Genomic DNA, 21,682 nt, shown 5'->3' with positions numbered 1-21,682 from the left:
TCCTTACAGTGATTAACTAAACCAGCAAATTTCACGTGCTGCCATAATTAACTCACCTGCTTTTTCTGATGATAATTCTTCAATATCAGCTAAATCATCAGTACCCTGCTCAGCTAATTCTTCTAATGTAACAATGCCTTTTTCAGCTAGCTTAAATGCGATATGACGCTCCATACCTTCAAGATTTAATAATTTATCTTCAATATGTGCATCTTCTAACATTTTTTCTTCAAGCATTACTTGTTTAGTAATAGCTGTTTTGGCTCGCTCTTGCAACTCTTCAACCAAATCTTCATCTTCAAGCCCCTCAATTGTTGTCACTTCGTCAATAGGTACATAAGCAATTTCTTCTAGTGATGAAAAACCTTCATCAATAAGAAGTTGTGCGAAGTCATCATCAATCTCAAGTGCTTCCATAAATAGATGAAGAATTTTATCATCTTCTGCTTGATGTTTTTTATCAAGATCTTTTATGGTCATCACATTTAAAGTCCAACCGGTTAATTGTGTGGCTAAACGTACGTTTTGACCATTACGACCAATTGCTTGTGCAAGTGCTGTTTCTTCTACTGCAATATCCATTGTATGTGTATCTTCATCAACAACAATAGATGCAACATCAGCAGGAGCCATCGCATTAATCGCAAACTGTGCTGGATTGTCATCCCAAAGTACGATATCTACGCGTTCACCACCTAATTCGTTACTAATCGCTTGAACTCTTGCACCACGCATACCTACACAAGCACCAACAGGATCAATACGTTTATCATTACTCTTCACTGCGATTTTTGCACGAGATGCAGGATCACGAGCAGCACCTTTAATTTCAATTAATTCTTCACCAATTTCTGGTACTTCTAGTCTGAATAACTCTTCAAGCATTACAGGTTTTGAACGAGTAACAAATAATTGAGGTCCTTTTGAATCTGGCTTAATTTCATAAAGAACACCACGTACTCTATCTCCTGGGCGAAGATTTTCACGAGGTAACATATCTTCTCGCACAATAACCGCTTCAGCTTGATAACCTAAATCTAAAATAATTTGCTCACGGTTTACTTTTTTAACTGTACCATTAATAATTTCACCTAATTGTGAACGGAACTGTTCAATCACTTTATTGCGTTCAGCTTCACGAATTTTAGTTGTAATTACCTGACGTGCGGTTTGCATTGTAATACGATCAAATGGAATTGAATCAATTTCATCTTCCATCACATCACCTACCTGAATAGTTGGATCATCATATTGAGCTGCTTCAATACTCATTTCACGAGTTGTATTATGTACTTCTGTAACCACAGTCCAACGTCGAAATGTTTGAAAATCACCTGTTTTACGATTAATCACTACTCGGACATCAACATCTAATTCTTTTTTCTTTCTTGTTGAAATTGCCAATGCCATTTCTAAGGCTTCAAAAATTGCTTCTTTTGGTAGCAATTTTTCGTTAGAGACAGCTTCTGCTGCCAATAAAATCTCTTTACTCATTTTAAATACCTTTTAAAAATTAAAAATTGGAACTAAATTTGCTTTCTGAATGTTACCAAATGCAAAGTTTTGCATTTCATTCTCAACCTTTAATGTGACTAAATCATTCTCAACACTAACTAACTCGCCCTGCCATTTACGACGATCAAACATTGGAATACGTAGATGTATAATTACATCTCGTCCAATAAAACGTTGATAATGCTCTGGAGTAAATAGTGGACGATCCAAACCAGGAGAGGAAACCTCTAGATTATACTTATCACTAATTGGATCTTCAACATCAAAAATAGCACTTACTTGACGGCTCACACTACTACAATCTTCTACAGTTACGCCGTCTTCTTTATCAATATAAATACGAACAGTTAAAAAATGTCCTGCTCTCTGTGTTTCAATGCCTACTAACTCAAATCCCATTGCTTCAATAGAAGTTTGCGTTAGTTCTTGTAGCTTTTGCTCTAATGTAGCCAAAGATACCTCCTAATAATTAAATATAAAAAAAGAGCTATATAAGCTCCTTCTTAGAAAAATAGTCAAATATTTATTATGACCTTGTTTAATTCCTACAAAAAAGCCCCAACACATTGTTTGGGACTTTTTAAAATATGTTTTTACCTTGTTCTAATAAAAACAAAGCCCATTTTCAAACAAGAAAATGAGCTTAAAAAAGCTGGTTGCGGGGGCTGGATTTGAACCAACGACCTTCGGGTTATGAGCCCGACGAGCTACCAAGCTGCTCCACCCCGCGTCTGATAGGGAATGATTATAGTCATTTTTTTTATTAATGCAAGTATTTTATAGATATTTTAAAAAATTTATTTTCTCTCATTTTCTAAGCATTGTGTTGATAAACTCGTAACTGAACATCAACATCAATCTCCAACTCATTAAGTTGCTGAACAGCGACTTTTCCTTCGTACGTTGCTCGATACAAATGAGGCGTCATTATCATTAGTTGTGAAAGCTGAGTTTTATTAAGTAATGTATAGTAGCTTGTATAATCTTTTTTAATACAACGAAACAAAGACTCATTTAATAATGGTTTTTCACGAAAAGGTTTAATCATCGGATAGATCACTTTTCTTAAAGATAACAAGTGTTTTTCTCCTGCATCAAGGGTAACCATATAACCATTTGGTTTTAATACACGAGCAAATTCTTCAGCCACTTCAAAACCAAATGCACTAATTAAAATATCCACGCTATTATCTGCTAATGGAATATGGGCATTGCTTGCCGTAAGCCATAGTGCTGAAAAATTTGCCGATTTTGCTGCTTTTTGAACCGCAAATTTAGAAATATCCCAACCAATAAACTGACCACCATTATTATGAAAATAGTCTAAAGTAGGGAAACAAAGTCGTTGAACTTGACGCAAATAATAACCTTCACCACAACCTGCATCAACAATAACCTTCGGTTCTCCTTGTGTCAATTTCATTACTGTTTTTGCCAATAATTCAGTAATAGGTGAATAAGCTCCACTTTCTAAAAAATTATGGCGTTCATTTACCATTTCACGGCTATCACCCGGTGATTTACTACGTTTTTGATTGACTAATAATAAATTCAGATCCCCTGCTTTTCCTTGATCAAAGCAATGATTATTCTCACAACGATATGATTTTTCAGATAGGTTTAATTTAGTCTTACAATGGGGACAGATCAGCATAAAATTCTCATAGATACAATTCATAATTTAGCATTATCCTACAATTTGAAATAACTCGCTAATTTTTATTGTTATTTTTTTATATTTTAACTAGGTAAACTTAAAACCTTCATTAATGGGAAGTTCTTAAATTAAAATGCGCTTGCCCTGTTATAAAAATACGTTGTAGTGTCTAATTAACAATATTCGTTTGATATATCAACCCATATTTTGAGATGTAGAATGCTACGTTTCTACTTTATTCATCAAGCTTTATAAGTATAAATTATTGATTTTTAATCACTACTCTGTTGTTTTTTATTTATTCTTTTTCTCAAAAAATAGACCAAAACACGCAACCCAATTAATAAAGGCAATAAAGCAACAAGCACCATACTAATTAGCACAATATAAACCACAGACATTGCTGCACCTAAACCACCACCGCCTAATACAGTTTGACAGATCATAGTTTGTAATCCTAAAAAATGCCGAAGATCTGCATATTCACAAGTATAAAAATCAAATGTTTCATAGCAATAAAATAGTGTAAAAAGTATGTATAAAATAACCGCTATCTTTGAGACTATATCTAATATTTTAGTGAATTTATTCATTTTTATAGTTTTCCGCTATTTCACTTAAAACTTGTTGGTATATTTGCTCAATTTCTTCATTATTTTCCTCTATATTTTTATCCAGAAAAGCAAGATCATTTAAATAAGCTTGTTTAATATCTGGATATCTTTTTGCTAAATCTTTATTGATTTTTAAATGTCCCCAATCTGTTTTTAGTGCATTTTCAATTTGAACTTCCATTGCCTTTATAAATTTATCAAAAAATCGTTTTACTTCTTCAACAAAATCAATGTAAGGCATTTCATAAATACCACTGTCCGCTTCCCATAATGGAATACCAATTTCATTTTTAATTTCACAATCCCAAATAACTTTTATTTTATCTTTGTGTCTAAAAAAATAAAGACAAGGTGAGCCTGTTGGAGGATACTCTGATAGCATTCTGCCATAACATAAATTTGATATTTTATGATAGTATGGGATAAAAGCATTATAACGTTCTTCATTTTCATCTTCGTATATTGCAAAATACTCATTCAGTACATTGTTAAATTTTACAACATCCTCCAAATTATTAAATAAATCATACAATTTCTTTGAAAGGCTTTTGCAAATAAACTCAAATAGATTAGAGAAATATACAGTAAAAGTATCAAGTTGATAATCAACAAATTTATCATCAGTTTTCCAATGTTCCATTATGTTTTGGGAATAAATAAAAAGTCTTTTTTCATTTATTTCTATCCATAAATCACCATCGGTTAAGTCTAACCAACTAACTGTATAATTATCTAAATAAGACAAATCTTGTTTTATTTCTTCTATAGATTTTAATCTAAAATATATTCGCATATTTATTCCTAAGTGTTAGGTAACCATAATAAGTAGTCAGGACAATTGCATACTTTAACTAGGGCGTGTTGAACTTTTAAGTACATTTTTTATTCAACTATTACTTTTAACCATTTCATACAACACGCCAAAATTATTACACTCTCATAATTCCATTGCGTCTTGTCATACCTAGTTGCAACGGCTCTATAACGTTTTAAATAAGCAAAAGCATTTTCCACAAGATGGCGATATTTATATAAGCACCAATCCATATCATGATTGCCTATTTTTGAATTTTGCTTTCTTGGAATTACTGGTTTTGCCTTTTTATTTGTTTTGATAATCTCTCTTAATTCTTGGCTATCATATCCACGATCAGCAATAATATGCTCACTATCAGGAATAAGCTCTAATAAATGTACCGCTTCTTTACTATCGTGTACTTCTCCGCCTGTTAGCGTAAAATCAATAGGATTACCACAGCTATCAACTGCTAAATGTAATTTAGTTGTATTTCCTGCTACACTTTTCCCTATTGCTTGGTTACCACCCTTACCTGTTGCATCTTGATGAGCCTTAACAATACTACCATCTATAAAAACCCATTCTAAATCAAAGTGTTGATTAAAAAAAGAAAGTAATTTTTTTATAATTCCTTTTTTTGACCAAATATTAAATCGCTTAAAAACAGTATTCCATTTACCAAAGTAAGAAGGTAAATCTCGCCAAGGGATCCCTGTTCTAATTCGATATAAAATTCCTTCAACTGTTTTTCTATGTTCAGCTTTTTTATAAATTCTTCCTGTGCAAAAAAGAAAATTGTATAGCTTATTCCATTGATTATCTGTTAAAATTGTTCTAGGCAACGTAATTCTCCGTTTAGTTGATTTTAGCGAATTTATTATAACAGATTTTTACGTTGCTTGTTTTTTATACTCAAAAGTTCAACACGCCCTATTAATTTTTTAAATAATAATAACAATTCCCCCCACCCTAGCCCTCCCCCGCAAGCGGAGGAGGGAATTTTATACCCAATCTCTTTACACTACCCTTATCGTTTTAACTTTAAAATCCTCTTTCCATTTAGAATAATCAAAATTATATCTTTCTTGAAATGCTGTTGTTTCCCAATACATCATAAGTGCATAATTATGCTCCATCAATAATGATTTATGTTTATCAATCTCACTGAGTTCATCAATAATTTTTTTCATCGTATGATAGTTTGGATTTTCTTTTGTTCCCCCAAATTTAAAATCAAGATTATTTCTATGAATAATCAAAGGGTGATTTTTTATTTTCTCAAAAGGGCGGAGAGATTTGAGCATTCGAATAGCATTTTGAGATGGAAAACCAAAGCTCCAATTAGATAGTATCGAATTAATAACCGCTTGTTGATATGCTAATTCATTATCCATTCTTTTATATAATGAAGCTAACTTGCACCAAACTTCGCTAATTTCTGAACAGCTATTAACACTTTTTATATAATACTCTACAGCTTGTTTGAGCTTATTTTGTTTTAAACATTCATCACCTTTTTTCAAAAAGTAATTAATAAAGTTTTTATCCTCAATCTCCACGTCTTCCCAACCATAATCACTTATTTCCCACCATTCTAAAAATTTATCTAAATTTGAAAAAGCAGGAATAAGCTTTCCTTCATCGTGATACATCTGACAAACAATGGGTTCCTGAATGTGTTCTTTTCCATATTCCCAATACAGTCCAAAACAGTCTCCACCGCATTCGCCCTCATAAAATGTTAAAAAGCCATCTAATGGATAACAACCTGTATTTATACTTGTATCTAAACTAATTTCATTAATTCTGTTTGGTAGCTTCATTTATTTTTTCCAAATATTGAATGATTACGTTGATAAGTATCAATTAAATTTTTAGTAATAACATTTGCCATTAGCAAACCTTCCATATCCTCTGTTTCCAAAATGCTATCTTCATCATCTGAATATTTATGACAAAAATTGAGTAAATCTAAAAAATCATAGCCGTTCTTATTTTTATCTATTAAATGATTCTCAAAAAATGCTATATTTTCAATGATAATTTTATTTAACTCATTTAAAAACTGCTCTATTTCATTTTTTATCAGTATGTTAGATTGTGTGATTATTGCTATTAATTCTTTAACTAAAAAGGGGGCTAAATAGCTGACTCCCCCTTGATGTTCGATTTCCAATTTGATTTTCTCAAAAGCTTCTCTTTGTTGATTGAGGCTTCCTGTTTTCAATATATGCAAATCATTTACTACAAAATCGCCTGTGTGATACCACCCAAAAATAGAATGCCAACTGTTTGAATTTTCTATATTTTTCATTTGATTTATTCCTATTTTGATTTACCAAACAAGCGGTAAGATTTTAATCACTTTTTGCTATTTTCTAGATATTATATCGCTTAACACGATCAATATTCACGTTTTAAATTAATTCGATGTGCATTCATAAAAACAGTTAATCCCACCAAAATAATCAACATTGCAATTCCTTTATATATCCCTATCTGTTCATCAAAAAAGAAGTAAGTTGAACTAATGCCTGCGATAGGTACCAATAAAGATAGTGGGGCAACCGATGTAGCAGGGTATTTTTTCATTAAATTATTCCAAAGAATATAACTTAGAATGGCAATAATATAAGCTTGAAATAATACCGAAAACCACGCTTTACCGTCCATTGTTTGCGGTAGGCTAGTAAAAGGCTCACTACCTTTGACTAAAATAGTCATCACAAAAATAGCGGGTAATGAAAATACCGATTAATAAATCATTACGTGCAAATTTCACTAATTGCTATTCCTTAATTCCAAAGACTTTCTTGCTGAATTTCATTACAGGTGTTGCTAAAATCAGTACACAAATAAAAGCGGCAGGAAAAGCCAATCCCCACGCTTTTAACCAACGCCAAACAAAGTCATCGACAAAACCGATATTTATCCAAGTCACCCAAAAAGTCATCATCATTGATAATAAAAAAGACATTATTGCTGTATTAAATAACTTAAATTTAAGATTCATTTTTTACTCCTTTATATCCTATTATTTAATTTATCCTATCATAACATCATACAAAAATGATAGAATAGCAATAATTTAAAACTTAAATTCCATTTTTGAAATGCTTAATGATTTTTATTTATTTGTTCTTATTACCGAAGCAGGGAGTTTTCAACAAGCAGCTAAACAAGAAAATATCCCCGCTGCAACGCTTACTCGACGCTTACAAAAATTAGAAGATAAACTTGGCTGTAAATTATTACACCGTAGTCCAAGAGGGATAACATTAACCGCAGAGGGAGAGATTTATCTTGATAAATGTCAGCCTCTCATTGAAAAGTTACAGCAAAACATTCAAGATATTCAACAAAATAACAATCAAACAAAAGGTACAGTACGAGTATTAGCACCGATAAATTTATCTGTTGTATTAGCGGATTTTTGGTCTGATTTTTTAATACAATATCCTGATATTAATTTGATCTTGTCACTTAATAATCGTAATGATAACTTCTTGGAACAAAGTGCTGACATCGCTTTGCGTGTTGGTAAACAAAAAGACAGTAATCTAATACAAAAACACTTAGCAACTATGCCTATGTGTATTGTCGCCAGTGAAAAATATTTACAAAATAATCCGCGGATACAATGCCCTAATGATCTACTTAATCATCAATGGATTGCCTCCCAACCATTATCACCTATAATTGATTTAGCCCATAAACATAATAATGAAAAAACACAAATTAGCTTGCACAATATAGTTCATAATACAAATACAAGATTGCAAGTAAATGAAATTCGTTTGTGCGTATCTTTGGCAAAACGTGGTTTAGGATTAACTTATGTACCAGAAATTCTATGTAAAAAAGAGCTACAACGTGGCGAATTAGTTCGTATTTTGACTGAATGGCAACCACCCAGTCGAGATATTTATGCCGTATGGCACACGCAAAAATATCTGCCGATACGAGTACGTGTACTTATTGATGCGTTAATGGATTATTTTAATCATTTCTAACGACAATGCACGCATTGTCCGCTACAGTCGTTATGTTTTATTTTAGGTAAATTATAATTTATCTAACCCCAATACATCGGTCATATCAAACAATCCTTTTTCTTTTGTGGTAAGCCATTTGGCTGCTCGCACAGCACCATTTGCAAAAGTCATACGACTAGAGGCTTTGTGAGAAATTTCTACTCGCTCCCCTTCATCGGCAAACCAAACGCTATGCTCTCCTACAACATCACCTGCACGGATAGTCGCAAAACCAATTTCATCACGCTTACGCTCCCCTGTAATCCCTTCACGAGCAAATACACCATGCGTTTTTAAATCACGATCTAACACTTTGGCAATATGCTCGCCCATTGAAAGAGCCGTGCCTGATGGAGCATCAACTTTATGGCGATGATGGGCTTCAATCACTTCAATATCACAATAATCACCCATAACTTTGGCTGCTTTTTCCAGTAGTTTAAACACTAAATTCACCCCTACGCTATAATTTGAGGCAAATACAATTGGAATATTTTTAGCTGCATTTTCAATGGCTTGTTTACCCTCATCATCAAACCCAGTGGTACCGATCACCATTTTTTTATTATTAGCAACACAAAATGCAATATGCTCTAAAGTTCCCTCAGGGCGAGTAAAATCAATTAATAAATCAAATTTATCTGCTTGAGACTTAAGATCATCAGAAACAGCAATTCCTAACGTACCCACTCCCGCTAGTTCTCCGACATCCGTTCCAACCAATGATGAACTTTTACGTTCAAACGCTGCCCCAATAGTGACGTTGTCACCATTATTAATTGCACAAATCAGCTGACGTCCCATTCTTCCGCCAGCTCCTACTATTGCTATTCTTAATGTCATCATTTTTTCCTTAATAAATTTTGTAAATTTTTAAATAAATGTTACCGCTTATACTTAGTATAATTTATTGACTCATAAAATGCTTAAAATACGAACAGCTAGACTGTAACTGCTTAACCGTGTAGGTATCAGCATACTCTTTTTTCAAGATATTAAAATAAGTTCTAAATTTCTCATTTTTTATACGTTTAAACAGTGCTTCATCATCGGTATTTTTTTGTTTACCTTCCCACTTATAATATTTTCCCTGTTCGGCACTAGCGAGTTGGAATAATATAATGGCTTGTTGCTCTTTGTCTTTGGTTAAAGTAAGGGCTTTTTTATAATAAGTGATAGCTTTGTCAAAAGCATTTTCATCTATCTGTTTTTCCCATCTATTCCAATATCTACCATAATAATATCTTGGTTTTTCTTGCTTTTTATAAAAACCATATCGCCAATAATTACCATTAGAAAAGTTAGCAATAAATAATTGTCGGAAATAACCTAGCTTTGAGGTGTTGTATATCATATTACCGATAAGTTGGTTCGCGTGACCTGCTCTTTCATCATTGCCTTTGGCGATTTCTTGTAATTTGACTAATATTTCTGCTAACTCAACTTTATTCATCAATGGCTTGTCTTTAATAAAATCAAAATCTCGAATAAATATTGGCAAAGTCATAGTATGGGAAACACTCCCATTAAAATTCTCTACTCGATTTTGTCCAAAAATAGCATTAGAAATATTATTAAATCTGTCATATTTTTTTAAATCCATATAAGTGGACTTCATTTCCTTACCATCTTGATAATATTCATAAGTGGTTGGTACGAAACCATCGGTATTTTCTACTTGTTTATAATGTTGTAATGCTTTAGAAAAATGACCATTACGCATTGCATTATCGCCATATAAAAAATTAAATAAAGACACTGGCGAAGCAACGTCCATATTTCTCATTAAAATTTGCTGTTCAAAATCAGTTTTATCGGTTTTTTGATAAAATTTATCCACTTCTTTGGTCAGCTCATTATCCTGCACCGATAACAAATCAGAAAGTATATTTTGCATTAAGAAAGATTTACCCAATTCTCCTTGAATAAAGTATCGGTTTGCCAAAATATCCATCACAAACTCAGCTGTGCTTGGGATTTGTACATAGCCATATTCATTCTTTTTCCATTCAAAAATATCGGCATACTCATTCATTAAATGCTCTTCGAAAGACTTATTAATGACAGGTTGTGAAACAATATCATTTAACATTTTAAGTGTACTAATTTGCTGCTGATAAGCTTTGTTATCGGTTTTAATTTGATTTAATCGCTCACTTGATGACTGATATTTTTGCTGTAAAAAATCTAAATAAGCCAGTGAAATGCCCCAAAAAGCTTTATCATCAGCCATTTGATATAACTGCGCTGTCAAAGATTGTAACTCATTTAATTGCTGAACAAATTGTGAATTATGATCATCGTCCTTTAATGGCAGGCGATTATCTTTTTGCTTATTTGCTTTATTACTAGGATATTTTTCTAAAAAATGCCATTCTAATTGGAGTATTGCTCGTGCCTGCAATACCTTTAACACTTCTGAATTCGGATTGAGTGCATAGATTTTTTTCATCATTGGCAGTTGATTATTAAAAGATTGATAAGCTAATAAGAAATACACCATTTCTTTTTCAGTGTCGTTTTTGGCTTTTGCTAACAAAGTATTAAAATCGTTATCACTGCTAAATTGCATTGAGCTAAATGCACTGTCTTTGTGTTTTTTGGTATGTAAAAATACTTGAAAAAATAAGTAGTTTGCTTTGTCTTTTTGCCCTAAACCATTCAATGCTCCTGCATATTGATCAAGTGCTAAATAATAGGGTGCGGTTTTTAAATTTAGTGGTTCAACGTATTCTTCAAAGGCTTGCACCGCCTCAGTAAATTTCAAATTATAATGATGAAAACGTACTAACTGATAGCCGTAACGTAATTTAATACGATTATCATCTGCTCGTTTATACCACTTGATTAAATCTGCCACCGTTTTTTCATAATTCAAATTCTCAACGGTTTTTACATCACTCCAATCATCTCTAGTGATAAGGTGCATATAGGGTTGTAAATACTTGGCTTCAATCAAGTAATTAATGCCTGTATAGTGATCATAAATAAAATTATGATCTAATTCTTTTATCCCAAATTTTGCTAATTTCCCACTATCCTTCCAATCCTCTAAATCCTCAATCGTTGCTTTATAAACAAGATTTTTAGTTTGCTCATAAGTGAGTTTATTATCAAAATAGGCTTGCCAATCATCAATATTTTCATCAGGAATAGTGATTTTTTCATTATGATAAAAAGATGGACTTGATTCGTATAAAAATGGGGTAAATGCCTTATCGGTAATAATATCTTGGGCAAATAAATTGAAATAAAGATCATCGAAATCAATATAATTACCACCACAAGCAAGAACCTGTTGTGAGAACGCCACACCTAGTAGCAAAGAAAGGAGTTGTTTTTTCATTGTTTTTCCTTTTTCAGATTAGTTTTGTTAGTGGAGAGGATATATGCTTGCTCCCACTACATCAATATTTATCCCGTGATGACAGGGTATGCCCTGTCGCTTGTATCTTGCCAGCTTATTCAGTTAAACTAGTAAATTGGATAGGCAATGGGTAAAGTGAACTTGGCTTGTCGCTTGTATCTAGTACTAACAGAACATACTCTATCGCTATATTTTTCGTATATATAATGTATTCTCTATGAAATCTAATCTTCTAATACATCAAAATATGTATTTTCAGTACAATTTTCCAATTGATACAATTTATCTATTTTTATTTTACTCCAAATCGTTTTGGGATTATCTTCTGTATCCGAAAATTCATTTCCACCTGTTGTAATAGCTTTCTTTTTAGTCAGAAAATTAATACTCAGTTCACTTTTATTACCACTTGCTCTATGTATTTCAAAATGCTCAAAACCGATAAGTTCAAATTTTTTATTTTGGTAGCGAAATTTATATTTAGCATTATTAACATACCAAGAACCGCAAGATAGCCAATAATTAAAAGGAACTACCAGTATTCCATTATTAATTCCAATCTTATTTAGCGGATCTTCTCGGCAAGAGTTGTTAGCATCATTTTCACTTGGAACAAATCCTTTTAGATTTTTTTCAACAAGTACATATTTATTTTGCTTGTTAAAAAATATCATTATGCCTCGTGGGTTTGTATTGAGATAATCCCGACCAAATGAGGTGTTTTTTATAATTTTATTTGGATCTTTTTCCTCAATAATTAAAACCAAATCATCTGTTTTATCTTTATTTAAATCGCCCTTTACTTCTTGGATAATTTTCCAGTTTTTAGGAATAACATCTTTAATGCTGTTTTCTTGTGCCATTACAGGATAACATACAACACATAATGTAAAACATAATTTGATTATATGCTTTTTCATTTTTTATCTCCTTGTATCAGTATAGTACGAGTAAATCAAAAAATTTATGCTAACAAACTTACTAAGTCATCCATAGTAGTATTGTTCGTTTTTTCATAACGACAACTCTCTTCCATCAACAAACCTTGAATCTAAATGATAGTAAATAATATCGTATTTTCCAATTTTTTTATTTAGAAAATCAACCACTTGTTGCAATTGTTGTGGCGAGATTTCTTCTACTTTTATACGAAAACCTTTGTTTAAGAAAAAGCCAAAATAAAAGTTGTCTTGTAAGACTTCTACTTCATTATTCCCTAATTTCTTAAAGTTTTTATTTTCTAAGCTTTGTTTATTTAATGCATTGATAAGTTTATGTTTACCTAAATGGTTGGTCACAATGCCCCACGAATAAATCGGCAAAGCAACGGTGATATTTTCAATCGGATAATCATCAATATTTTTCAGGTAGTTTTTTAACAGTGCCACATCTAAAATCGAATTTTTATCGCTATTCTTTAAGGGCGATGAGGTGGAATAACACATCAAAAAGACTTTGTTCACAGGGGGAACACCTGTGTTGTCTTTGAATTTGACTTGGTGCAGTCGCAGAGTAATGGAAATTTCTTTGCCTGTGATTTTTTGTAGTATTTGCAGAAACTTAAAATAATCATCACGAGTGCCAGCCGTCCAGTCGCAATCAATTTGAATTTCATCGGCAGTGTGCAGTCCAAAACGCTGAGACTTTTTCTCAATGGTATCCGCGATTTTTTGAGCTAACTGATTAAGCTCTTTATCGGTAATATATAAAAAAGTACGATTGGTAATAAACACAACGGGAACAATTCGTTTATCGGTCACAAAACTTTGTTGCTTAACCACCGAAGCTAATGCCTGAAACTTCCCTGCTCGTTTATCCACATCAAAATAGCGAACATAGAGTTTATCGTCAGCGTTCTGCAATGCTTGATGCTCGGCATTGTTTAGAGTTAAATTTGTTCGCCAGTAGTAAAATGAATAAGGATGTGACTCTTGCTTACAAGCTGATAAACACAGCAAGCAAAAAAGAGAGAAAAATTGCCATTTTAAATGGGTTGTTATTGCTTTTTTTATCATTATTATTAGATTTATGGGTTAAATTGAGTGAATAGTATCAAAAAATAAAGTGGTAGAGTAGATAAAACACACGAATTTTTATAGTCTCAAGAAGCCATCGCTTGTCTTAACCTGCCCTGATTATTTTCTAACAATAATTTTGCTTGGTCTTTTGGTAAACCACTTAAAATTATCATAATAGCTAATTTGGAATGATTCTCTGCCTCTTTTAATACTTGTTCAGCCTGCTCTTTTTCACATTCTGTGGCTTGCATTACAATTCGTATTGCCCGTGCTCTTAATTTTTCATTGGTTGCTTTTACATCAACCATTAGATTTTGATAACATTTTCCCATTAATACCATACTGGCTGTTGTGAGCATATTTAATACTAATTTTTGTGCGGTACCTGATTTCATTCGACTAGAACCCGTTAACACTTCTGCTCCCACTATGGTTTCAATCGTAACATCAGATACTTCTGCCATTTTACTGTTTGGATTACTCACAATCGCCACTGTCGTTGCACCTAATTGTTTTGCATAGGCTAAACCACTCACCACATAAGGTGTTCGACCACTTGCGGCTATGCCAACTAGAATATCATTTGCTGAAAATTGAATATGCTGTAAATCTTCAATACTGGCTGTTTGACTATCCTCTGCTCCTTCAACTGCATTACAAATCGCACGCTCACCACCTGCAATAATTCCCTTAACCATTTCCGATGAAACCCCAAAAGTCGGCGGACATTCAGACGCATCAAGTACACCTAAACGCCCACTTGTCCCTGCACCAATATAAATTAATCGCCCTCCTTTTTGGAAAGCATTCACAATTTTTTCAACGGCTAACGCAATCTGTGGCAAAGATTTTTCTATCGCTACAGGCACTTTTTTATCTTCATTATTGATAATTGTCACAATTTCCAGTGCTGAAAGCTGGTCAATATCGTATGAATTTGGATTACGTTGCTCGGTTATCATCTGAGCCAGTGAATTTAAAAGGTTTTGTTGTGTCATTTTGTTTTCTCTATAGTAAATAAGCGGTATGATTTTATTAAGAATTTGCAATTTTATGATTTATTATCTTTGTCTGTAATTTCCACAACATCATTAATCAACTTTGCAAAATCAAGTGCATTTTTAGAGGTAATTACAGGTTTTCCACTGTCTTTTTCAATTTCTTTACGAGCATTACCTGCAATATTGCCCCCTCGTTTTGCCACTTTTTTATTTTCATCTAAACCAATAGGATTGTGGATATTAGTCAGTTCTGTCGTAGTGGCTTCTGCTAACATATTTAACACTAATTCTAAGGTCGACATATTATCTCTTAAATTTTCTTTTTTGAGATTTTTAAACTCTTTATATTCTCTTGTAGTCATTCCAGACCAAGCTTTTGAGATTTCATTTGTTAAAATTGCAAATTCCCTCCCTGCTTGAACGTTATGCTCTTGCCAAGTATCTGTTAATTCCTTTCTGACTTGTATTGCTTGAAGACGTTGATTGATCCATTCTTTTATACCCTTTTTTCAAATAGGTTTGTAATGCTCTATCTATCGCTAATTCAGGATCGATAATTTCATCAATTCTTTCTTTTCCAACCTTCGCTAGCCACATTTTAAATGGCTCTGCTTTTGGGGAAGGAATAGATTGAATGAGCCTAAAAATACCTTGCACACTAGCAGATTGAATTTTTCTTTTTTTTCCATCTAATGCTATCATCTGAAGTGGGGTACAAATTGTACCCCACTTTAAATTAAGTTCACTGTCTCTACTTCTTAGTTTTTTAATATATTGCTTTGGATCTTTACTTTCCGTTAATACCTGAACAACATCAACAATAGAAAAGAACCATTCTTCTTTTTCTTCATCCCACACTGAACGGATCTGACTGTCTTCAAATAATTTAATTTCATTCATTAATCACTTTCCTTCTATTTCTCTTTCCATAAGTTAGATCACACGTCGACAAATTGTCGACAACTCAAATTTGTTTTCATATTATAGACACAAGATCTATCAGCCCCCACATACAATACTTAAAAACTCGATCCAACTCACAAAATCACTTAGGATAAATCACCCCTAAACTCACCGCCTTTGTTGCCCCTGTTACACTTGGCATATTAGAGGGCAAATTGTGTATGCGTTGATAAGCTAACCACGCAAAAGCGACAGCTTCCACATAATCAATATCTAAACCATAATTCGTTGTCGTGCCAACATTCCATTGCGGTAATAATTCTTTAAAACCTTGCATAATAAGAGGATTTTTTGCCCCTCCTCCACACACCAATAAGCGACAGGGTAACGATTTGATTTCTAACTTTAATAATTCTTGAACGGTACTTTGAATAGTAAATTCAACTAATGTACGTTGAATATCTTGAGGTAAACAAGCGGTATGATGTTGTTCAAAATTTGCAATTTTTTGCTCTAACCATTGTAAGTTAAACTGCTCTCTCCCTGTACTTTTTGGTGGGAGTTGTTTAAAAAATGGCTCATCTAACAAAGTGGCTAACAACGATTGATTCACTTGCCCTGTTTTCGCCCATTCGCCATTCTTATCATAAGATTTATTAAAGTGCTTACCAATCCAAGCATCTAATAAAAGATTGCCTACTCCTGTATCATAACCAATCACCGCTTGATCAGGAATTAAAACAGAAATATTACTAATTCCACCAATATTTAAAACAACAGTTGCAAATTTTGGATCAAAAAAGACCGCTTGGTGAAAGGCAGGAACCAGTGGTGCACCTTGTCCACCAAATGCCATATCTTTACGTCGAAAATCAGCAATAGTCGTAATCCCTGTTTTTGCAGCAATAATATTAGCGTCACCAATTTGAGTGGTAAAAGGATAAGCGGTTTGTGGCGAATGCCAAACGGTTTGACCGTGACAACCCACGGCTTCAATCTGCTCAGCTTTCAAATGATTAAGATTTAAAAATTGATTGATTGCATCCGCATACAACATACCCAAACGATGGTCTAACTCCCCTAATTGCTGTAATGAGGTTTCTCCTTGTAAACACAAAGTTAAAAGTGACTGACGTAACGCTTCTGGCATAGTGACAAAATGACTGGCTTTTAAAACAGGCCATGAAGTAGAAAAATCGACCAATGCCAAATCCACCCCATCTAAGCTGGTACCAGACATTACACCGATATAATATTTAGGTTGCATATAGTTTTATCTCTAATATGTTTATTTTCTGAATTATAGAATAGTATGTCTTTTTTAAAAACATATTAATACCTATTGTTTTATTGATTTTAATTGCTAATAACTATTAAATTGATAGCTGGTAAATTTTAAGAGCAAATATATAATGCTCCCAACTTATCGATATTTGCCGTATGCGAATATCAATTCATTTATCAAATTAACTTTTAAATAAGGAAAAGAGTATGATTAATAATATCGGTTTAAATACCCAATCATCAAACGATATCGCCATTGAATTAAATCAACTGCTAGCGAGCTATCAAGTATTTTATACAAATGTACGTGGCTACCACTGGAATATTAAAGGCGTAAACTTTTTTGAATTACATACAAAATTTGAAGAAATTTACAGTGACTTAGTGATTAAAGTTGATGAAATTGCAGAGCGAATTTTAACTTTAGGACAAACCCCAAATAACGCATTTTCACAATATTTAAACGCGTCTCGCATTAAAGAAGATATTGCGGTAAGCGATGCAAAAGGCTGTTTAGCTGGAACATTAGTAGGTTTTCAAATTTTGTTAAAACAACAGCGTGAAGTAATGGAAATGGCAGCTCAAACGAACGATGAAGGAACTGCCTCACAAATGAGTGATTATATTAAAGAGCAAGAGAAACTCATTTGGATGCTTTCCGCTTCTGTTGCCTAATCCGTATTCAAAACCGAGATACACCACGAGCAATAAGTGTTTTTATTGCTCATTTTTCGTTTTGTTTTTATAACTACTCTTAAAAAAAACAACATCTCTTTTGCAAATCCTTTCCTTTTAACATATTATTGCGTCCTCAACAGAATGTTGAGTTATTTTTGACATTTTTTAATTTAAAACAAGGATTTTTATATGTTTAACAACCTTTTTGCCAATTTACAAAAAATTGGTAAAGCGTTAATGCTACCTGTATCAGTGTTACCTGTTGCAGGTATTTTACTCGGTGTTGGTGCAGCACACTTTTCTTGGATGCCTGAAATTGTTTCAAATCTGATGGAACAAGCGGGTGGTTCAGTATTTGGACAAATGCCACTTCTGTTTGCTATTGGTGTTGCACTTGGTTTTACTAATAATGACGGTGTAGCGGCATTAGCAGCTGTTGTCGGTTATGGTATTTATGTTGCTACCCTTAAAGTAATGGCGGGTGTTATTGGTGTTGAAGCTATTGACACAGGTATTCTTGGCGGACTTTTAGCAGGTTCAATTGCAGCTTGGTCATTTAATCGTTTCTACCGTATTCAATTACCAACTTACTTGGGTTTCTTTGCGGGTAAACGTGCTGTACCTATTATTACTGGTTTCTTAACTATTTTCTTAGGTGTTGCTCTTGCATTCATCTGGCCTCCTATCGGTAATGGAATCAAAGCATTCTCTTACTGGGCTGCGGTACAAAATCCTGAAATTGCATTCGGTATTTATGGATTGATTGAACGTGCGTTAATTCCATTTGGTTTACACCACATTTGGAACGTACCTTTCTTCTTTGAAGCGGGTACTTGTGTGGATGTAACTGGTAAAGAATTACACGGTATTGTTACTTGTTTTGTTTCAGCATCAGAAGCAAGCCGTACACCTGAAATGAACTTCTTCGGTCAAATGGCTGGTGGTTATATGTTCAAAATGTTCGGTCTTCCAGCTGCGGCAATCGCAATTTGGCACAGTGCTAAACCTGAAAACCGTATCAAAGTGGGTGGTTTAATGGTTTCTGCTGCCTTAACTTCATTCTTAACAGGCATTACAGAGCCAATTGAATTCTCATTCTTATTCGTTGCACCAATCCTTTATGTGGTTCACGCATTCTTAGCAGCAAGTGCATATTTTGTTACTAATGCACTCGGAATTGTTCACGGAATGACATTCTCACACGGTTTCATCGACTTTACGGTATTATCTTCAAACTCACACAAAATCTTATTATTAGTAGGTGTTGGTTTAATTTATGCCGCTATTTACTACACTGTATTCAGAGTATTAATCAAAGCATTAAACTTAAAAACACCTGGTCGTGAAGACGAAGCTGATGAAGCTGAAGTTGAACACGTTGAGCATTCTTTAATGGCTCAAGAGCTTGTTAAAGCCTTTGGTGGTAAAGATAATATTGCCAACCTAGATGCGTGTATTACTCGTTTACGTGTTTCTGTAAAAGATATTGAAACTGTTGATCAAGCTCGCTTAAAAGAGCTAGGTGCAGCAGGTGTTATTGTGGTTAAAGGTGGTGTTCAAGCTATCTTTGGTACAAAATCAGATATTCTTAAAACTGAAATGGATGATTGGATTAAAGCACACTAATCTCGTTCTATAATTGAAAAAGCTGATAGCTGAAAAGTTATCGGCTTTTATTGAGACTATAAAAAATGTACTTAAAAGTTCAACACGCCCTATCCTTTTGCAAATTTTTGAATAAATGTAACCGTTTTGCTTTGTTGCTGCTATTTTAACTTAGCCAAGACGCTATATTTAAAGAGACCTGCTCAACCATTTACTTTCGCTTGTAGAAAAACTCTCTTTTTTATCAAACCTCCATTCCCCTTTTTTGAATACGATGGTATAGCGGAAATTATGTTTAAATCCATCTAGTTGATTAGTATAGATATGATATTTGTTTTTATTAATTCTCTCTATTTTTTCAATAGGTTGAGTATCTATGGCATACTCAGGGGGCGTTGAGCACATTAAAGATGCCATTCTACCAGACTTCAGTTTTAATATTCTTTCTGTGCAATATTTAGAATATATAGCCTCTAAACCATTTCTTCTTACTTCTCTCGATTTTTCGATATCATCATCTGTTAAATCTTCTTTACTCGAAAGCTCATCACTAATAGCCCTATTTTTCAATTCCCATTTATTCATCTCATTAATAAATGCAATTAATTTATTTGTGATCAGTGCAACTGTTTCAGTTTCATTGTTTTCCATAAATACTCCTTATTGTTAACTCGCCAAATTAAAAATAATCTAAACCAAATTTAACGGTTAGTTATTGTTATTATCTGTACGAAGAGTTAAAAAGACGAGTTTTCCCATTTCTCTTCACCAAACCACTCTTTTTTATCTAATCGCCATTCACCTTTTTTAAATATTAATGTATAACGAAATTTAAGTTTAAACCCATCTAACTGATTAGTATAAATACGATATTTATTTTTATTCACTTGTTCAATTTCTTGAATTGGTTGAGTATCAACGGCATATTCGGGAGGGGTGCAACAATCTAAAGACGCCATTCTTCCATATTTTCTTTTAAGTTCTCGTTCCGTACAGTATTTAGAAAATATCGCCTCTAAACCATTTCTTATTACTTCTCTTGATTTTTTGACATCCTCGTCTGTTGGGTTTTCCTTACTCCAAACCTCCGCTCTAATCTCCTTATTTTTTAATTCCCATTTATTCATTTCATCAATAAATGCAATTAACTTATTTGTAATCAGTTCAACTGTTTTGGTTTCATTGTTTTCCATAAATACTCCTATTAATATTTAAAGGGTTGTTTGATTTCATCACGCCCTTCCATTCTTGCAAATTTTTGAATAAATGTGACCGCTTGTTTTTATTCATTTTAGGCTCTTAACATTGATAAAAACGCTTTAAAATTTTCTGCTACATAAACAATATAAGGTTTATCTTCATCAGACTCTTCGTGAAGCCATAATACAATTCGAGGATCATCCGTATTTTCAAAATCAAAGCATAAAAAATCCCCACCAAAACAAGCAGCAAAAGGACACAAATATTCATTTAATCTGTCAAAGATTTGATTAAAAACGATTGCGACATCATACCAGCCTAATGGATTCTCTTTATAGTCATCGACAAAAGATAAAAATCGCTCTACCACTTTTTCATTATCTCCAAGCGTAAAAAATTTCTCAATCGGTTCTCCACCATTATTTTGTGCCATAAAATCAAGGTATTCTTGAGTAAATGTGAGTTCTACCTCTTGTTCAACAAGAGCAATATGCTCTTTACTGGCAGGTTTTACCCCTGTATTTTTCTTAAAATGTATCATTTTTTAATTCTCTAATTGATATTCATATAACTCTAATGCTAGCTCCCTCACCTCATCATTGTATCCAGAATTTTGAGCAATATTTTCTAATAGTGGAAGGTATTTTTTCTTTTCGTCCACATCTAATGAATTTATATGCCGATATAGTAACAATAACGTATTTTTCGAGCCAGTTTTAGTATTAATTTCAATCAATTTTGAATCATAAATGGCATAGTCAGGTGCATCAATACTTTCTATTAAATGAATAAAAGAAAAGTTTTCTTGCATATCTGAAGGACTACGCTCAATAAAACCAAATAACGCATCAATTAAATCCTTTTTTTGCTGTTCCGTTAATGGGTCAATCTCCTCTAAATCTAGAGCAATTTCATCAAAAAATTCTGTGACATCAATATCATAGTCATCAATAGTGGTATCAATATTAAAGTTATTGATTTTTAAAAGTATTTGTTGCATTGTTTAT

At 33.0% G+C, this 21,682-nt stretch carries 23 protein-coding genes, 1 tRNA gene and 1 pseudogene; 3 read left to right on the top strand and 22 right to left on the bottom strand.

The annotated features are described in order from the left end of the window. Positions 1-12 precede the first annotated feature (12 nt). The 11 genes from nusA to U9966_RS06585 form a co-directional block, all read right to left on the bottom strand. Positions 13-1,494: a transcription termination factor NusA gene (gene nusA, locus U9966_RS06635; protein ID WP_211597493.1), complete on the bottom strand. Its 1,482-nt coding sequence runs from the start codon at positions 1,492-1,494 to the stop codon at positions 13-15. A 12-nt stretch (positions 1,495-1,506) separates the two neighbouring features. After that, complete coding sequence (gene rimP / locus U9966_RS06630; protein ID WP_211597492.1) at positions 1,507-1,968, bottom strand: ribosome maturation factor RimP; 462 nt, start codon at positions 1,966-1,968, stop codon at positions 1,507-1,509. A gap of 200 nt (positions 1,969-2,168) precedes the next feature. Next, a tRNA-Met gene (locus U9966_RS06625) sits at positions 2,169-2,245 on the bottom strand. 84 nt (positions 2,246-2,329) lie between these two features. Next, on the bottom strand, positions 2,330-3,169 hold the full coding sequence (locus U9966_RS06620) for a putative RNA methyltransferase (RefSeq protein ID WP_306347166.1): 840 nt from the start codon (positions 3,167-3,169) through the stop codon (positions 2,330-2,332). Between the two features lie 275 nt (positions 3,170-3,444). Continuing rightward, complete coding sequence (locus tag U9966_RS06615) at positions 3,445-3,618, bottom strand: hypothetical protein (RefSeq protein WP_306347167.1); 174 nt, start codon at positions 3,616-3,618, stop codon at positions 3,445-3,447. A gap of 139 nt (positions 3,619-3,757) precedes the next feature. Further along, positions 3,758-4,579, bottom strand: coding sequence for a DUF5984 family protein (locus U9966_RS06610; protein WP_306347168.1), 822 nt, complete (start codon positions 4,577-4,579; stop codon positions 3,758-3,760). Between the two features lie 89 nt (positions 4,580-4,668). Next, positions 4,669-5,427, bottom strand: a complete 759-nt coding sequence (locus tag U9966_RS06605) for an IS5 family transposase (RefSeq protein WP_306347169.1) — start codon at positions 5,425-5,427, stop codon at positions 4,669-4,671. A 174-nt stretch (positions 5,428-5,601) separates the two neighbouring features. Then, a complete protein-coding gene (locus U9966_RS06600; RefSeq protein WP_306347170.1) occupies positions 5,602-6,408 on the bottom strand; it encodes a hypothetical protein in 807 nt (268 codons plus the stop codon). Further along, the gene (locus U9966_RS06595) at positions 6,405-6,899 is read right to left on the bottom strand and encodes a hypothetical protein (RefSeq protein WP_306347171.1); all 495 of its coding nucleotides are present in this window, start codon (positions 6,897-6,899) and stop codon (positions 6,405-6,407) included. Before U9966_RS06595 ends, U9966_RS06600 begins: the two co-directional genes overlap by 4 nt. Positions 6,900-6,988: 89 nt before the next feature. Further along, positions 6,989-7,309 (bottom strand): EamA family transporter, encoded by a 321-nt coding sequence (locus U9966_RS06590; protein ID WP_306347172.1) that lies wholly within the window; start codon positions 7,307-7,309, stop codon positions 6,989-6,991. Between the two features lie 64 nt (positions 7,310-7,373). Beyond that, complete coding sequence (locus U9966_RS06585; protein WP_090923231.1) at positions 7,374-7,598, bottom strand: DUF2798 domain-containing protein; 225 nt, start codon at positions 7,596-7,598, stop codon at positions 7,374-7,376. A 100-nt stretch (positions 7,599-7,698) separates the two neighbouring features. Between U9966_RS06585 and U9966_RS06580 the strand changes: the two genes are divergently transcribed. Further along, positions 7,699-8,598 carry a LysR family transcriptional regulator gene (locus U9966_RS06580; protein WP_306347173.1) on the top strand — a complete coding sequence of 300 codons (900 nt, stop codon included), beginning with the start codon at positions 7,699-7,701 and terminating at the stop codon, positions 8,596-8,598. A 51-nt stretch (positions 8,599-8,649) separates the two neighbouring features. Here U9966_RS06580 and dapB read toward each other — a convergent pair whose 3' ends face one another. The 7 genes and pseudogenes from dapB to U9966_RS06545 all read right to left on the bottom strand — a co-directional run bounded on the left by dapB (position 8,650) and on the right by U9966_RS06545 (position 17,175). Continuing rightward, positions 8,650-9,462 carry a 4-hydroxy-tetrahydrodipicolinate reductase gene (dapB, locus tag U9966_RS06575; protein ID WP_306347174.1) on the bottom strand — a complete coding sequence of 271 codons (813 nt, stop codon included), beginning with the start codon at positions 9,460-9,462 and terminating at the stop codon, positions 8,650-8,652. Positions 9,463-9,526: 64 nt separating this feature from the next. Further along, a complete protein-coding gene (locus U9966_RS06570) occupies positions 9,527-11,965 on the bottom strand; it encodes a hypothetical protein (RefSeq protein WP_306347175.1) in 2,439 nt (812 codons plus the stop codon). A 245-nt stretch (positions 11,966-12,210) separates the two neighbouring features. Then, a complete protein-coding gene (locus U9966_RS06565; protein WP_306347176.1) occupies positions 12,211-12,906 on the bottom strand; it encodes a hypothetical protein in 696 nt (231 codons plus the stop codon). Between the two features lie 93 nt (positions 12,907-12,999). Next, on the bottom strand, positions 13,000-14,001 hold the full coding sequence (locus U9966_RS06560; RefSeq protein ID WP_306347177.1) for a hypothetical protein: 1,002 nt from the start codon (positions 13,999-14,001) through the stop codon (positions 13,000-13,002). Between the two features lie 86 nt (positions 14,002-14,087). Further along, positions 14,088-15,002, bottom strand: coding sequence for an N-acetylmuramic acid 6-phosphate etherase (gene murQ, locus U9966_RS06555; RefSeq protein WP_306347178.1), 915 nt, complete (start codon positions 15,000-15,002; stop codon positions 14,088-14,090). A 53-nt stretch (positions 15,003-15,055) separates the two neighbouring features. Beyond that, positions 15,056-15,905: pseudogene (locus U9966_RS06550) on the bottom strand (BRO-N domain-containing protein). A gap of 145 nt (positions 15,906-16,050) precedes the next feature. Continuing rightward, positions 16,051-17,175, bottom strand: a complete 1,125-nt coding sequence (locus tag U9966_RS06545; RefSeq protein ID WP_306347179.1) for an anhydro-N-acetylmuramic acid kinase — start codon at positions 17,173-17,175, stop codon at positions 16,051-16,053. Positions 17,176-17,399: 224 nt separating this feature from the next. Between U9966_RS06545 and U9966_RS06540 the strand changes: the two genes are divergently transcribed. Both U9966_RS06540 and ptsG read left to right on the top strand, forming a co-directional pair. After that, a complete protein-coding gene (locus tag U9966_RS06540; RefSeq protein ID WP_306347180.1) occupies positions 17,400-17,867 on the top strand; it encodes a Dps family protein in 468 nt (155 codons plus the stop codon). A gap of 192 nt (positions 17,868-18,059) precedes the next feature. Further along, positions 18,060-19,496 carry a PTS glucose transporter subunit IIBC gene (ptsG, locus tag U9966_RS06535; RefSeq protein WP_306347181.1) on the top strand — a complete coding sequence of 479 codons (1,437 nt, stop codon included), beginning with the start codon at positions 18,060-18,062 and terminating at the stop codon, positions 19,494-19,496. 168 nt (positions 19,497-19,664) lie between these two features. Here the strand turns inward: ptsG and U9966_RS06530 are convergent, their stop codons facing one another. From U9966_RS06530 to U9966_RS06515, 4 genes are all read right to left on the bottom strand, one after another. Further along, positions 19,665-20,126 (bottom strand): NTF2 fold immunity protein, encoded by a 462-nt coding sequence (locus tag U9966_RS06530; protein ID WP_306347182.1) that lies wholly within the window; start codon positions 20,124-20,126, stop codon positions 19,665-19,667. 86 nt (positions 20,127-20,212) lie between these two features. Further along, positions 20,213-20,668: an NTF2 fold immunity protein gene (locus tag U9966_RS06525; protein WP_306347183.1), complete on the bottom strand. Its 456-nt coding sequence runs from the start codon at positions 20,666-20,668 to the stop codon at positions 20,213-20,215. Between the two features lie 98 nt (positions 20,669-20,766). Continuing rightward, the gene (locus tag U9966_RS06520; RefSeq protein ID WP_306347184.1) at positions 20,767-21,216 is read right to left on the bottom strand and encodes an SMI1/KNR4 family protein; all 450 of its coding nucleotides are present in this window, start codon (positions 21,214-21,216) and stop codon (positions 20,767-20,769) included. Positions 21,217-21,219: 3 nt separating this feature from the next. Continuing rightward, the gene (locus U9966_RS06515; protein ID WP_306347185.1) at positions 21,220-21,675 is read right to left on the bottom strand and encodes a hypothetical protein; all 456 of its coding nucleotides are present in this window, start codon (positions 21,673-21,675) and stop codon (positions 21,220-21,222) included. Between the last annotated feature and the right edge of the window lie 7 nt (positions 21,676-21,682).

This window comes from Pasteurella atlantica (assembly GCF_963693435.1).
GTDB lineage: Bacteria > Pseudomonadota > Gammaproteobacteria > Enterobacterales > Pasteurellaceae > Phocoenobacter > Phocoenobacter atlanticus.
Note: the sequence above shows the minus strand (reverse complement) of the source record. Positions and strands in the feature narration are given on the sequence as shown.